15 protein-coding genes are annotated in these 12,002 nt (G+C 61.4%); 5 read left to right on the top strand and 10 right to left on the bottom strand.

All coding sequences use genetic code 11. The annotated features are described in order from the left end of the window. Window positions 1–20: 20 nt before the first annotated feature. Together C5J26_RS03030 and C5J26_RS03025 are read right to left on the bottom strand one after the other, a co-directional pair. On the bottom strand, window positions 21–1,001 hold the full coding sequence (locus C5J26_RS03030; protein ID WP_105400450.1) for an energy transducer TonB: 981 nt from the start codon (window positions 999–1,001) through the stop codon (window positions 21–23). 196 nt (window positions 1,002–1,197) lie between these two features. Further along, entirely contained in the window at window positions 1,198–2,037 is an 840-nt protein-coding gene (locus C5J26_RS03025; protein WP_105400449.1) for an alpha/beta fold hydrolase, read from the bottom strand. 276 nt (window positions 2,038–2,313) lie between these two features. Between C5J26_RS03025 and C5J26_RS03020 the strand changes: the two genes are divergently transcribed. Then, the gene (locus C5J26_RS03020; RefSeq protein ID WP_105400448.1) at window positions 2,314–2,754 is read left to right on the top strand and encodes a MarR family winged helix-turn-helix transcriptional regulator; all 441 of its coding nucleotides are present in this window, start codon (window positions 2,314–2,316) and stop codon (window positions 2,752–2,754) included. On the opposite strand, the gene C5J26_RS03015 is transcribed toward C5J26_RS03020, so the two are convergent. Next, window positions 2,751–3,032: a hypothetical protein gene (locus C5J26_RS03015; protein ID WP_105400447.1), complete on the bottom strand. Its 282-nt coding sequence runs from the start codon at window positions 3,030–3,032 to the stop codon at window positions 2,751–2,753. The two genes, C5J26_RS03020 and C5J26_RS03015, sit on opposite strands and share 4 nt — an antisense overlap. Window position 3,033: 1 nt before the next feature. Between C5J26_RS03015 and C5J26_RS03010 the strand changes: the two genes are divergently transcribed. Then, window positions 3,034–4,140 carry a branched-chain amino acid ABC transporter substrate-binding protein gene (locus C5J26_RS03010; RefSeq protein WP_105400446.1) on the top strand — a complete coding sequence of 369 codons (1,107 nt, stop codon included), beginning with the start codon at window positions 3,034–3,036 and terminating at the stop codon, window positions 4,138–4,140. Between the two features lie 63 nt (window positions 4,141–4,203). On the opposite strand, the gene C5J26_RS03005 is transcribed toward C5J26_RS03010, so the two are convergent. From C5J26_RS03005 to C5J26_RS02995, 3 genes are all read right to left on the bottom strand, one after another. Next, window positions 4,204–5,826 carry an SDR family oxidoreductase gene (locus C5J26_RS03005; RefSeq protein ID WP_105400445.1) on the bottom strand — a complete coding sequence of 541 codons (1,623 nt, stop codon included), beginning with the start codon at window positions 5,824–5,826 and terminating at the stop codon, window positions 4,204–4,206. Then, window positions 5,823–6,233, bottom strand: coding sequence for a thiol-disulfide oxidoreductase DCC family protein (locus tag C5J26_RS03000; RefSeq protein WP_105400444.1), 411 nt, complete (start codon window positions 6,231–6,233; stop codon window positions 5,823–5,825). The genes C5J26_RS03005 and C5J26_RS03000 overlap by 4 nt, the downstream gene beginning before the upstream one ends. 69 nt (window positions 6,234–6,302) lie before the next feature. Beyond that, complete coding sequence (locus tag C5J26_RS02995; RefSeq protein WP_105400443.1) at window positions 6,303–6,764, bottom strand: Lrp/AsnC family transcriptional regulator; 462 nt, start codon at window positions 6,762–6,764, stop codon at window positions 6,303–6,305. 48 nt (window positions 6,765–6,812) lie between these two features. Between C5J26_RS02995 and C5J26_RS02990 the strand changes: the two genes are divergently transcribed. Both C5J26_RS02990 and ade read left to right on the top strand, forming a co-directional pair. Next, window positions 6,813–7,823 carry a threonine/serine dehydratase gene (locus tag C5J26_RS02990; protein ID WP_245441042.1) on the top strand — a complete coding sequence of 337 codons (1,011 nt, stop codon included), beginning with the start codon at window positions 6,813–6,815 and terminating at the stop codon, window positions 7,821–7,823. A gap of 83 nt (window positions 7,824–7,906) precedes the next feature. Then, window positions 7,907–9,604 (top strand): adenine deaminase, encoded by a 1,698-nt coding sequence (gene ade / locus C5J26_RS02985; protein WP_105400442.1) that lies wholly within the window; start codon window positions 7,907–7,909, stop codon window positions 9,602–9,604. A gap of 8 nt (window positions 9,605–9,612) precedes the next feature. Here the strand turns inward: ade and C5J26_RS02980 are convergent, their stop codons facing one another. From C5J26_RS02980 to C5J26_RS32505, 4 genes are read right to left on the bottom strand one after another with little or no spacing between them, the layout of a single operon-like run. Then, on the bottom strand, window positions 9,613–9,894 hold the full coding sequence (locus C5J26_RS02980) for a toxin-antitoxin system HicB family antitoxin (RefSeq protein ID WP_105400441.1): 282 nt from the start codon (window positions 9,892–9,894) through the stop codon (window positions 9,613–9,615). Further along, window positions 9,891–10,328, bottom strand: a complete 438-nt coding sequence (locus C5J26_RS02975; protein ID WP_245441041.1) for a putative toxin-antitoxin system toxin component, PIN family — start codon at window positions 10,326–10,328, stop codon at window positions 9,891–9,893. The genes C5J26_RS02980 and C5J26_RS02975 overlap by 4 nt, the downstream gene beginning before the upstream one ends. Window positions 10,329–10,372: 44 nt before the next feature. After that, the gene (locus C5J26_RS02970) at window positions 10,373–10,732 is read right to left on the bottom strand and encodes an Atu4866 domain-containing protein (RefSeq protein ID WP_172745736.1); all 360 of its coding nucleotides are present in this window, start codon (window positions 10,730–10,732) and stop codon (window positions 10,373–10,375) included. Further along, window positions 10,725–10,862, bottom strand: coding sequence for a hypothetical protein (locus tag C5J26_RS32505; RefSeq protein WP_172729843.1), 138 nt, complete (start codon window positions 10,860–10,862; stop codon window positions 10,725–10,727). Before C5J26_RS32505 ends, C5J26_RS02970 begins: the two co-directional genes overlap by 8 nt. A gap of 208 nt (window positions 10,863–11,070) precedes the next feature. Between C5J26_RS32505 and C5J26_RS02965 the strand changes: the two genes are divergently transcribed. Then, window positions 11,071–11,973, top strand: coding sequence for an AraC family transcriptional regulator (locus tag C5J26_RS02965; protein WP_105400439.1), 903 nt, complete (start codon window positions 11,071–11,073; stop codon window positions 11,971–11,973). The last annotated feature ends 29 nt before the right edge of the window (window positions 11,974–12,002 follow it).

The following is a 12,002-nucleotide window of genomic DNA, read 5'->3' as shown; positions in this document are numbered from 1 at the left end:
TACCGTGCCAGACATGGGCCTCAATCAGCCCACACGACCCGCATGTCCGCGATGATTCCGGCTATCGCCGATTGGCGCTCGGCGGCAAGGTCGGAGCCGTCGGCCGCGAAGTAGTTGATCAGCATCGGCATCTTTTCCACCATCGTATAGGCACTGACGCCTGAAACGGCGATCTTTCCCCGTTCCCGCAATGCCCGCTGTCCCAGATAGACGGCACGCTTGTCGCGTCCGAAAAATGGCGTTCCCTCCACCGGCGGATCCTGCCAGAACCGTGGCGTGAGTGGCCCCCTTTTCTCGTAGCGCTTTTGGAGGAGGTCAAGGTAAGAGGCCAGGTTTCCGGGAAGAGGCTCCTTGCCGCTATAGAATCGCATGACCGAGAAGACATGCTTGGGCCGGGTCTCCCGGCCGGCCTCGGACGTCTTCAGCGACTCGCAATCGATATCCAGCGACTGCAGTTCAGCAGCCCGTTTTGGCGGCGGGGTCAATGACTTCCAAACTTTTTCATGATAGCCGCCGCGCTTCGGATCAATCGCGCAAAACCCTTCCGGCACCCTCATGCCGACCTTCACAGGGCCGAAATCGAAGACCCGCACGCGCGGATCGTCCTTCTCGAAATCCTTGGCTGCCTGTTCGCCCCTCAGCCGTTTTGCATTTGCATCCGGTAGGGCTCTGGTCGGATCGGGATGGAACGTCGTCTCGAATTCCAGCTCGCCATCGACCTTGTAGGGACTGCATCTCCGCACCGCCCTGAGAGCCGATTGAGCGAAGGCCTCGTTGAGAGGCCCCTCGCCCCGGCTTTTGATCACCGCGTCCCCATCGAGGCTGCCGTCTGGCTTCAGTTTGAAAGCAATAGTCGCCGGCGTGTCGGCGCCCGTCGGCGTGGACCAGCAGCGTTGGATCTGCGCCTCGAAAGGCAGTTCCTCATCGGGAGCCGGCTGGGCCGCGTAAGCGCCAGCTGCCGCAGACAGTACCCAAAGCAGACAAGCAAGAAAAAGACGCACGAACCACCCCCATCCCGTGGCCGGCCGCAGGCAGGCCTGGCCGCCGAAGACAGTCCAAGAGCTAGGGTCGTGACGCATCGCTTCAAGCCTCGCAAGGTCCGCCGCCCGAAACTATTGCCCGGTGCCCATCTGCGGGAAAGGCGGCCCGAGGGCCGCCTTCTAGGTTGCATGCCGGCAGATTATCCGGCCGTCGGCCTCAGCCCTTGAAGAAAGTCAGAAGATCCGCATTGATCACGTCTGCATGCGTGGTCGCCATGCCGTGCGGAAAACCTTCATAGACCTTCAGCGTGCCGTTCTTGAGAAGCTTGACCGCAAGCAGGGCCGAGTCGGCGATCGGGACGATCTGGTCGTCGTCGCCATGCATGACGAGAACCGGCACGTCGATCGCCTTCAGGTCTTCGGTGAAGTCGGTTTCCGAAAACGCCTTGATGCAATCGTAATGGGCCTTGGTGCCGCCCATCATGCCCTGCCGCCACCAATTGGCGATGACGCCTTCCGAAACGGTCGCGCCTTCCCGATTGAAGCCGTAGAACGGGCCGGCCGGAACGTCGCGGAAGAACTGGGCGCGGTTGGCGGCGAGTGCTGCGCGAAAACCGTCGAAGACTTCGAGAGGCAGGCCGCCCGGATTATTATCCGTCTTCAGCATGATCGGCGGCACGGCGCCCATCAGCACCGCCTTGGCCACCCGGCCACCGCCGCCATACTGGGCAACGTAGCGAGCAACTTCGCCGCCGCCGGTCGAATGGCCGACATGGATGGCGTTTTTCAAATCGAGATGGGCGGCGAGCTCGGCAACATCGGCCGCATAGGTATTCATTTCGTTGCCGGTTTCGGTCTGGGTCGAACGACCGTGGCCGCGGCGGTCATGGGCGATGACACGAAAACCCTGGTGCAGGAAAAACAGCATCTGGGCGTCCCAGTCGTCGGCCGAGAGCGGCCAGCCGTGATGGAAGACAACCGGCTGGGCGTCCTTCGAACCCCAGTCCTTGTAAAATATCTGCGTGCCGTCCTTGGTGGTGATGAAATTGCTGGTCATGGTTCTCGTGTCCTTTCGAAACTGATTTTTCAATGACTGCGACATGAATGGCGGGCGCGGCAGCAAAAAATGGCCGACCAGACATTCATAGTACCGTTGCGTGTCGTTCCTTTGAACCGCACCCTTCGGATTATCGCGATCTCCATATCTCGATATTTGTTATCGCGATAAACATATGGGTAGTGGCATTCTTCGATCGTGTCTACAAAAATATTTATCGCGATATCAAAATTGTGCTATACGTCGGGAAGAACCTGGAACAGCACCGGAGCAAGCATGCCCGCCTCCCCCCTTCCGCCGCTCGACGAGCAGCTCTGCTTTTCGCTCTATGCGGCCCATATCGCCATCAATCGCGCCTACAAGCCGATGCTCGACGACATGGGCATCACCTATCCGCAGTACCTCGTCCTGAGCGTGCTCGGCGAACAGGACGGCTCGACGATCGGCACGATCGCGGAAAGGCTGGGCCTGGAATCAAGCACCATCACCCCGCCCGTTAAGCGGCTCGAACAGGCCGGGCTGCTGGAGCGCCGCCGCAGCAAGATCGACGAGCGCCAGGTGCATGTCTGGTTGACTGACGCCGGCCGCGTCCTGATCGCGAAGAGCACATGCCTCGGCGAAACGCTGGTCGAGCGGTCCGGCATGCCGCCGAAGGAATTCCAGGCTTTCAACCGTCAGGTCCGCACCTTCCTCGGCGCTCTGGAGCGAAAGGCCTAGTTTCGCAGATGTCGCTGAATCCGGGCGAGATCCGGAATTTTCGCGCATTCCTTGGTGAAAATCACAAAAATCCATCCCGTTTTGTTATCTTCTTGCGGAATCCCGGCGGAATTCATACAGAATTGGCTGCCGACCGCCGAAAGCCAAAAATGGCTCGGCACGGTATCGACCGCATCGCTTTCCGTCCTTGGCACGACCGCGCCCGGCGCGATATCGAAGACGGAAGGTAGGGGTGCGGCGTTCACCACGGGGTTGAAGCCCCCATCCAAGGAGACCAAGATGAACCTCAAGATGCTTCTGGGGGCAACGGCACTCGCCTCCCTGACTTTCGCTCCGCTTGCCCAGGCCGAGATCGTCATCGGCCTGATCGCCCCGCTCACCGGCCCGGTCGCGGCCTATGGTGACCAGGTCAAGAACGGCGCAGAAACCGCCATTGCGGAAATCAACAAGAAGGGCGGCATTCTCGGCGAAAAGGTCGTTCTGAAGGCGGCCGACGATGCAGCAGAACCCAAGCAGGGCGTTTCCGCCGCCAACCAGCTGGTCGGCGAAGGCATCCGTTTTGTGGTCGGCCCGGTGACGTCAGGCGTCGCCATGCCGGCTTCCGATGCGCTTGCGGAAAACGGCGTGCTGATGGTCACCCCGACCGCGACCACTCCGGCCCTCACCAGCCGCGGCCTCACCAACGTGTTTCGCACCTGCGGCCGCGACGACCAGCAGGCCGTCGTCGCCGCCAATTACGTCCTGAAGGCCTTCAAGGACAAGAAAGTCGCGATCATCAACGACAAGGGCGCCTATGGCAAAGGCCTCGCCGACGCCTTCAAGGCAGCTCTGAACGCCGGCGGCGTCAAGGAAGTGCTCGACGACGCCGTCACCCCGGGCGACAAGGATTTCAGCGCGCTGACGACCCGCCTGAAGTCGCAGAATGTCGACGTGATCTATTTCGGCGGTTACCATCCGGAAGGCGGCCTGCTCGCCCGCCAGCTCGCCGATCTCGGCGTCAAGGCGACGATCATCGGCGGCGACGGCCTGTCGAACAGCGAGTTCTGGAACATCGGCACCAAGGCAGCGGCCGGCACGGTTTTCACCAACGCCTCCGACGCGACCAAGAGCCCGGATTCCAAGGCTGCCGCCGAAGCTCTCGCCGCCCGCAAGATCCCCGCCGAAGCCTTCACGCTGAACGCCTATGCCGCCGTCGAAGTGATCAAGGCCGGCATCGAAAAGGCAAAGTCCGCCGAGGATACGGAAGCGGTGGCCGCGGCCATCAAGTCCGGCGAACCGATCGCCACCGCCATCGGCAAGCTCACCTATGGCAAGACGGGCGACCTCACCTCGCAGAGTTTTTCCCTGTTCAAATGGGAAGACGGCAAGATCGTCGCCGCCGAGTGACATCTTTCAAATCGCATCACCGGCGGGCGCCTTCGGGCGCCCGTTTGTTTTTGGCGAACGCGCCTAGATGCGTCGAAGCCGGCCCCGATAATGAACGACCTTGCCAATCAGCGGCAGCGCGATCGGTACGTCGAAGCAGAAATCACCACCCTCCGCCCATTCCCGCGCCTCGCTTTTCGGCGCAAGAACCAGCGGCATCGGAACTGAGAAGACCGACCACCTACGCATCACCATCATCAGCCCGGAAGCGTCCGAAGGCAGATCGAAATAAAATCGCATCGGCCCGAAACGCTCGGAGACATAGCGCCCGCGCTGGCTAAGCTCACTGCTGAAAACATGCCCGCCGAAATCGCGCGTCCAGCGTTCGACACCATCGTTTTCCGAGAAAGCCACATGTAGCGCATGCTCGCCTTCCGGCGGAAAACCCATGATTGCTGCGACAAGTCGCGCCGGAAATGACCGCCCGCGCTCCACCGTGGCGGTGCCCGCCGCTCCCATATCTCCGAAAACGCTATGCATTTCCCGCACCGGCCCCGGCAGCATATGGAACGCCTCGCCCATTACCCGCAGATAGAGCGGCAGATAGGGGGTGCTCTCGATCTCCCGGCAGATCGAGAGCCGGTCGAATTGCGGGATGAACGCCGCCAATGATAGCTCTCCCGCGGCCGATCGGGCACCGGGAGCTACCGTCCCCTCCGCTATCGCATTCGCGATCAACTGCGCCGCCATCGTCGGAATTTCCGGCCCGCAGCCATCTTCGGCGATCAACGTCCAGCGCCGGCTTTCGAACGCACCGCCAAGTGAGCCCTTGACCTCGATTGCCATGGCCGAACGATCCGTCCCGAACTGTGCGCTGAGCTTCTGCAGCGGCAGCAGCCAGCGGGCAAGCGGTCCGAGCGACGCGAACCATCCCCATTTCACCGGCCAACTCAGAATCCAGAGCGTCAGCAGTTGAAATGAAAACTCCGGCCCGGCACGGAAGATGGTTGCAGGTCGGCCCGGCACCCTTGCCGGTACGAGATCATGATCCGGCACATCCGACAGCGCGACCAGCCGCGAAATGGGCGCCTTGCTACGTATGCGGTAGTGTACGCGCTTCAACTGATGCCAGCCGGTCTCTTGCCGCCAGCGCCGGCCGTGCCAGAGCCGCACGGGCTTGCCTACATAGCTGAGGATCGCCGCCGCGACGGATGAGCCTGCAGTCGCTCGGTTCGAGGCGCTGATCGACATTTCGACGGAGCGCACGTCCTCCATGTCTTGCGCCAGTTCATCAATCACGGCACCGGACATGGCTGGCACGCTGGAAGCACCGGCCATCACCACGACGCCGCGAGCACGCGCCGTCTCATCCAGCACCGAAATGCCGTTGACGAAATCCCGCGCATCGGCCAGATCGATGTAATGGACCCCGCAGGCGATGCACGCCTGCGCCACCTGATAGCCGCTGCCCTGAAACGGCCCGGCTGCATCGATGAGTAGAAACGGGCAATGTTCCTCAAGGATCGGCGTCAGATCTCGGTTCCGATCCGCCACAAGCGGCATCGCATTCGGTAAGTTCTCAGCAAATCGCTTGGCAGCCTCGCCATTCCGGCCAGCCACCAGCACCATCCAACCATCGGCGGCGAGCCGCCGCGAAAGCCGCGCGCCGAAACCGCCATATCCGCCGAGAACAATGACCGTTTTCACAGGACGCGATCTGCATAATCCGCCGGAGGAACCCAGCAGGTCTCGCGCTGCCCAAAAATCCGATAGCGGTTGCGGGCAATCCAGAGATAGAGCGGATTGCGCAGGAAAGGCGGCACCAGCCTCAAAACGGAAAGCACCTTCCAGGGCCAGCCAAGCCCGGCATAGATCGCCAGCACCGCATCGCTGTCGCGCAGCGCCTCGTCACCTTGCACCACTATCAGCGTTTCCGGATTGGCCGGATCGATGCCGAAGCGGCGATAGAGCGTAGCTCCCGTTTCGTTCTGCATCGAGGCGAGACGAAACCGCCGCGCCCTGTCGTGACGCAGCACGAACTGGGTGTTGGCCGAACAGAGAATGCATTGCGCATCGAAAACGATAATCGGTCCGGACAGGTCGTTGGCGCTCATGGCGCCACCTTATTCCGACAAATCAAAGCCAGGCAATCGATATCGGTTTGCAGACTTGACGTTACTTCCTCACTCGACATGCACCGCCAGCGTCCGCTTCAACGTCTTCAGCACGACGCTTGTCGTGAATTTGCGGATATTCGGGTTCATCTCCATCATCCGGTCCGCCAGCACATCAAAATGCTCGACGGACTGGACGAGGATCACCAGCGTGAAATCGCCCCGGCCCGACGTCCCCCAGGCCTCCTGCACCTCCGGCGTATCCGCCACCCAACGCAGGAAAGGCGGCATGAGCTCCGGACGGTCGCGCTCCAGTTCCACCTCGACCAGCATGGAAACGGCCATGCCGACCTTTTTCGGATCGACGACCGAAACGTCCCGCAGGATCACCTTGTCCTCTCGAAGCTTCTGCAGCCGCCGCTGTGCCGAGGACGGCGACAGACCCACCCGCTCGGCAAGCTCGTTCAAGGTGATGGTCGCATCCCGCTGCATCAGCTTGAGGATTTCGCGATCGGCTTTCGTCAGTGCCATGAGAGGATTTCCCGGCTTCGAAACAAATTCCGGGAAATATTCCTGATCATGAGCATGACTTCAGGAATCCTGCCGGCTTTTCGTTGGCATCTTAACGCCATGACACAGAACCAGCCACACCCTTCCGCCGACGGCATCCTCGCTGCTTCGAAGAGCATCGATCCCGTCTTCACCAACAGCCCGCTGATCGAGCAGCAGACGGCCAATACGGCTCTCGGCCTTCGCCTGCTGGCGAAAGTGGAGACGCTCAATCCGATCCGCTCCTTCAAGGGACGCGGCACCGACTGGTGGATGCAGAACGAACCGGCCAGCGACCACCCCGTCGTCTCCGCCTCCGCCGGCAATTTCGGCCAGGGACTCGCCTATGCCGGCCAGGCCCGCGGACGCAGGGTGGTGATCTTTTCCGCCACCACCGCCAATCCCGGCAAGGTCGAAGCAATGCACCGGCTCGGCGCCGAAGTGCGGCTGGAAGGCAGCGATTTCGACGCCGCCAAAGCCGCTGCGCGTGCCTATGCGCAAGCGAATGGCTGCCCCTTTGTCGAAGACGGCGCACTGCGGAGTATCGCCGAAGGGGCAGGCACGATCGCGCTGGAAATCACCGAGCGCCTCTCCCGGCAAGCCGTCGAACTCGACGCCATCCTCGTGCCGCTCGGCAATGGCGCGCTTCTGACCGGGATCGGCACCTGGATCCGTGTCAAGGCCCCCAACTGCAAGGTCATAGGCGTGGTCGCCGCCAATGCGCCCGCCATGAAGCAATCCCATGAAACCGGCCGGCTGATCTCCACGCAAACCGCGGCAACCGCAGCGGATGGCATCGCGGTTCGAGAATGCGTTCCTTATGCACTGGATTGCATGAGGACGACCGTCGACGAGGTCTGGGAAGCCAGCGAGGCGGCCATCCGCCAGGCGCGGGATTTTTGCCGCATCCATTACGGCCTTGTCGTTGAAGAAGCCGGCGCCGCCGGCATTGCAGGTCTTCTGGAAAACGGCGCGAACCTCAAAGGCCGAACCGTCGCCACCATCCTCTGCGGCGGCAATGTCCGCACGGATATCGCATGACGTCCCGCTCGCATCGGTCGCCTCTCCCCGTTTCCTTATTGAACGGTTAGGTTAGGCGACTGATTCAGCGCGAGGAGCCTGCCATGACCACCCGTCTCGAAACCCTCATCGACCAGGGCACCGGCCGCGAACCCGCCGATATCGTGCTGAAGGGCGGCAAATTCTTCGATCTCGTCACCGGCGAACTCGTCGCCTCCGACATCGCCATCAGCAGTGACCGTATCGTCGGCACCTGCGGCAACTACGCCGGCAAGGCCGAAATCGACATTTCCGGCAAGATCGTCGTCCCAGGCTTCATCGACACCCATCTCCACATCGAGAGCTCGCTGGTGACGCCGCACGAGTTCGACCGCTGCGTCCTGCCCTATGGGGTGACGACGGCGATCTGCGATCCCCACGAGATCGCCAACGTGCTCGGCACCGAGGGCATACAATTTTTCCTGGATTCCTCGCTGGAAACGATCATGGACATCCGCGTCCAGCTCTCCTCCTGCGTGCCGGCCACCCATCTGGAGACGGCCGGCGCCGACCTGCCGATCGAAAAGCTGCTGCCCTTCCGCGATCACCCCAAGGTCATCGGCCTTGCCGAATTCATGAATTTCCCGGGCGTCATTTATAAGGACCCGATCTGCCTCGCCAAGCTCGACGCCTTCTACGGCGACCATATCGACGGCCACGCGCCGCTGCTGCGGGGCAACGACCTGAACGGCTACCTCTCCGCCGGCATCCGCACCGAACACGAATGCACCACCGCCGAGGAGGCGCTCGAGAAGATCCGCAAGGGCATGCATATCCTGGTGCGCGAAGGCTCGGTGTCGAAAGACCTGCACGCGCTGATGCCGCTCCTCACCGAGCGGCTGTCACCCTATCTCGCGCTCTGCACCGACGACCGCAATCCGCTCGACATCGCCGAACAGGGCCATCTCGACTACATGATCCGCACCGCGATTGCCCATGGCGTCGAGCCCATCGCCATCTACCGCGCCGCCTCGATTTCTGCCGCCAAAGCGTTTGGCCTGCGCGACCGCGGCCTCGTCGCACCCGGCTGGCGGGCCGATCTCGCCGTCGTCGACAGCCTCGAAAACTGCAAGGCAGAGATGGTGTTCTCCGCCGGCCGCAAGGTCACCGACGGACTCTTCGCCACCCGCAAGCCCGTCGCCCCGGTCGGCCTCGACAGCGTCAAGGCGCGCCCGGTGCAGGCGATGCATTTCGGCGTGCCCTTCTCGGAGGGCGAGACGCCGGTCATCGGCGTGATGCCAGGCAAGATCATCACCGAACATCGCCGCTACCGCCTGCCATCGGCGGGCAACCAGACCGGCGTCGATCTCGACCGCGACATCATCAAGGTCGCGGTCATCGAGCGGCATGGCAAGAACGGCAACCATGCCAATGGTTTCGTTCAGGGTTTCGGATTGAAGAAGGGGGCGATCGCCTCCACCGTCGGGCATGACAGCCACAACATCTGCATCGTCGGCGTCAGCGAGGACGACATGGCGATGGCTGCCAACCGGCTCGGCGAAATCCACGGCGGCTTCGTCGTGGTCGAGGACGGCAAGGTCACCGGCGAAATCGCCCTGCCCATCGCGGGCCTGATGAGCCTCGAACCCTATGAAGTGGTGCGCGACACCCTCCACCACCTCCGCCAGGCCGCCTACGCGCTCGGAACCACGCTCCAGGAACCCTTCCTCCAGGTCGCCTTCCTGCCGTTGCCCGTCATTCCGCACCTGAAGATTTCCGACAAGGGCATGGTCGATGTGGACAAGTTTGCGCTGCTCGGGTGAAAGCACGCCTATTTCTGGTAACCCTTGGCCTTCATCCAGCCTTCGGGAAGTTCATCACCTTCCATGGGTGGATTGTCTGGGACATTTTCAAGCGACTTGAGAAAATCCTCCGGCGTCGCGTTTCCAGCACGTTTCTTGAGAAATTCCGCCGCCGTCTCGACTACTCCAACTTTCTGAGCGACCGCCGACGCGATCCACTGGTTCAGAGACACGCCATCCTCTTTGGCCAGTCGTGCAGCGGCCGCCTTGATCGACGCTGGGAGTTTCAACGGATATGTATTTGTACTCATGTCCTCAGTTCCTCCAACAGTTCGCTGGGCTTTAATATTCGGAGTCCAAATGGCTTCCTTGCCTGCTCGAAATCTCGAACATTGTGCGTTATCAATGCGTCCGCACGTCCGTTAAGCGCTGCATCGAGCACCATTTCGTCTTTTGCGTCTGAAAGCTGCGGTCGCCATTGGTAGTGAACGTCAACTGACTCAGCCAATGTCAGAAAACCCGCAAGAGCCCGGTCGATGTCGGTCCATGCCATTCCATGCACGTCCATGTGTTCTGCTCTTTTGAGAACCGCTTCATATTCGAGAAACAGAGCCACGGTGACAAGGGGTCGGATCTGCCGCGACCCTATGGACTGCAAAATAGCATAGGACGCTCCACCACGGCTTCGGTAACCGGCAGCCAGAACATTGGTATCGAGCACCACGCGTTTCATCGTCTCTGACAATAATACATCCCATGGGGTGTTTCAATATCTAGGCGCCGCCTCCCTTACCGCCGCCGCAACACCATCCCCGCATGATAAAGCACCCCGTCGCGGAAATCGCCGTCGGCGGTGAAGCCGGTGTCGTCCTTGTAGTCGATATGGTCTCCGGTCACCCAGTAGCGGCCCTCATAGGCCTTTTCGCGGGTGCCGCGTGCTTCCACATAGCGGCCGTTCGGCAGCAGTTCGTGGCGGATGTGGTTGTCCTTGGTTACCCACATTCCGGCATAGGGATGTTCAGCCATGGTTTTCTCCTCTTGCTTGATGTCGTGTGCAAGCGCCGTAAACGCCGCAACGACGGTGAAGGCCGCGGCAAACGCTAATGGGGCTCGGAAAGCCGAGGGGTCGCGAAAAAACCGTTCAGCCATTGAGATATTCCCTCCTGAGCATCCGGTCGCGGCGGCGTCTTTCCGTGCCGCGGGAACGTTTGAGGAAGCCACCGGCAAAATCGGCGGCCCAATGGAAGGGGCTTTCAAGTAAGCGCTGAAAATTGCTCATCACCATCTCCATTTGCGTCCGGGCTGGTTCGATCGGACGAGCCGAATATGGTGGAAAGCAGCGGGCGAGCGGTAGACCACTCCTCCGGCATAGTTGCACAATCCTCCGAAGCTCGATTGAACGGCCAACAGCGCCACCATATGATCTCCACGCCAAACCGCGGACATCCGGTATTTCGCGGCATTCACACCTCCGCACGAGGCCCAAGATGGAAAAACTCGATCAACTTGCCCGGCTGATTGCACAAAACACCGATGGCGACGGCGTATTCGAAACAGTGATCCCGCGCCTGTCGGTGATCCGCATGTCGAAGCCGACCGAGCCGCTGCACGCCATCCATCAGCCGGCGGTGTGCATCATCGCGCAAGGGGCGAAACAGGTCATGCTGGCCGACGAGATCTTTCGCTACAGCCCCGGCCAGTATCTGGTCGTCTCGGTCGACATGCCGGTCACCGGTCAGGTCATCGAGGCTAATCAGGAAGAGCCTTATCTCTGCCTGCGCCTCGATCTCGACCTGAAGCTGCTGAGCGAGATGCTAGTGGACATGCCGGCAGCAGCAGGTGTCGCGAGCATGCGCAAAAAATGCATCGGCCTCAGTCACACCACGCCGGAATTCCTAGATGCCGCACTCCGCCTCGCCCAGCTTCTCGAGAAGCCCGACGAGATCGCCTATCTCGCGCCGCTGATCGAGCGAGAACTGATGTTCCGGCTGCTGCGCGGAGACCAGGCCGAGATGATCCGTCAGATCCTGGCGCCTGAAAACCGGCTGCAGCAGGTCAACCGGGCGATTTCCTGGATCCGCCAGAACTTTTCCGCTCCCTTTTCGATCGAGCAGGTCGCGGTCGAAGCGCGCATGAGCACGTCCTCGCTGCACCAGCATTTTCGCGAGGTGACGGCGATGAGCCCGCTGCAATACCAGAAGCAGCTGCGCCTGCAGGAGGCCCGCCGCCTTATCCTCGGCAATGCCATGGATGCCGCCACCGCCGCCCATCAGGTCGGCTATGACAGCCCCTCGCAGTTCAGCCGCGAATACCGCCGCCTGTTCGGCGCCCCGCCGATCCAGGATATCACCCGGCTCAGAAGTGAACCTGCCCGCTACGCAGAGGCCTGAACCGCCCTAACCTCTTCCTCCCGAAATTA

The sequence above is a fragment of the Neorhizobium sp. T7_12 genome (assembly GCF_002968535.1).
GTDB lineage: Bacteria > Pseudomonadota > Alphaproteobacteria > Rhizobiales > Rhizobiaceae > Neorhizobium > Neorhizobium tomejilense.
This window is presented reverse-complemented; position numbering and strand designations above follow the sequence as displayed.

Coding starts and splice junctions, on each gene's coding strand:
- C5J26_RS02990 (WP_245441042.1), top strand. CDS start 6,813: ATGAGCATGACTTCAGGAATCCTGCCGGCTTTTCGTTGGCATCTTAAC.
- C5J26_RS02995 (WP_105400443.1), bottom strand. CDS start 6,764: ATGGCACTGACGAAAGCCGATCGCGAAATCCTCAAGCTGATGCAGCGG.
- ade (WP_105400442.1), top strand. CDS start 7,907: ATGACCACCCGTCTCGAAACCCTCATCGACCAGGGCACCGGCCGCGAA.
- C5J26_RS03000 (WP_105400444.1), bottom strand. CDS start 6,233: ATGAGCGCCAACGACCTGTCCGGACCGATTATCGTTTTCGATGCGCAA.
- C5J26_RS32505 (WP_172729843.1), bottom strand. CDS start 10,862: ATGAGCAATTTTCAGCGCTTACTTGAAAGCCCCTTCCATTGGGCCGCC.
- C5J26_RS02965 (WP_105400439.1), top strand. CDS start 11,071: ATGGAAAAACTCGATCAACTTGCCCGGCTGATTGCACAAAACACCGAT.
- C5J26_RS03010 (WP_105400446.1), top strand. CDS start 3,034: ATGAACCTCAAGATGCTTCTGGGGGCAACGGCACTCGCCTCCCTGACT.
- C5J26_RS02980 (WP_105400441.1), bottom strand. CDS start 9,894: ATGAGTACAAATACATATCCGTTGAAACTCCCAGCGTCGATCAAGGCG.
- C5J26_RS02970 (WP_172745736.1), bottom strand. CDS start 10,732: ATGGCTGAACGGTTTTTTCGCGACCCCTCGGCTTTCCGAGCCCCATTA.
- C5J26_RS03020 (WP_105400448.1), top strand. CDS start 2,314: ATGCCCGCCTCCCCCCTTCCGCCGCTCGACGAGCAGCTCTGCTTTTCG.
- C5J26_RS03025 (WP_105400449.1), bottom strand. CDS start 2,037: ATGACCAGCAATTTCATCACCACCAAGGACGGCACGCAGATATTTTAC.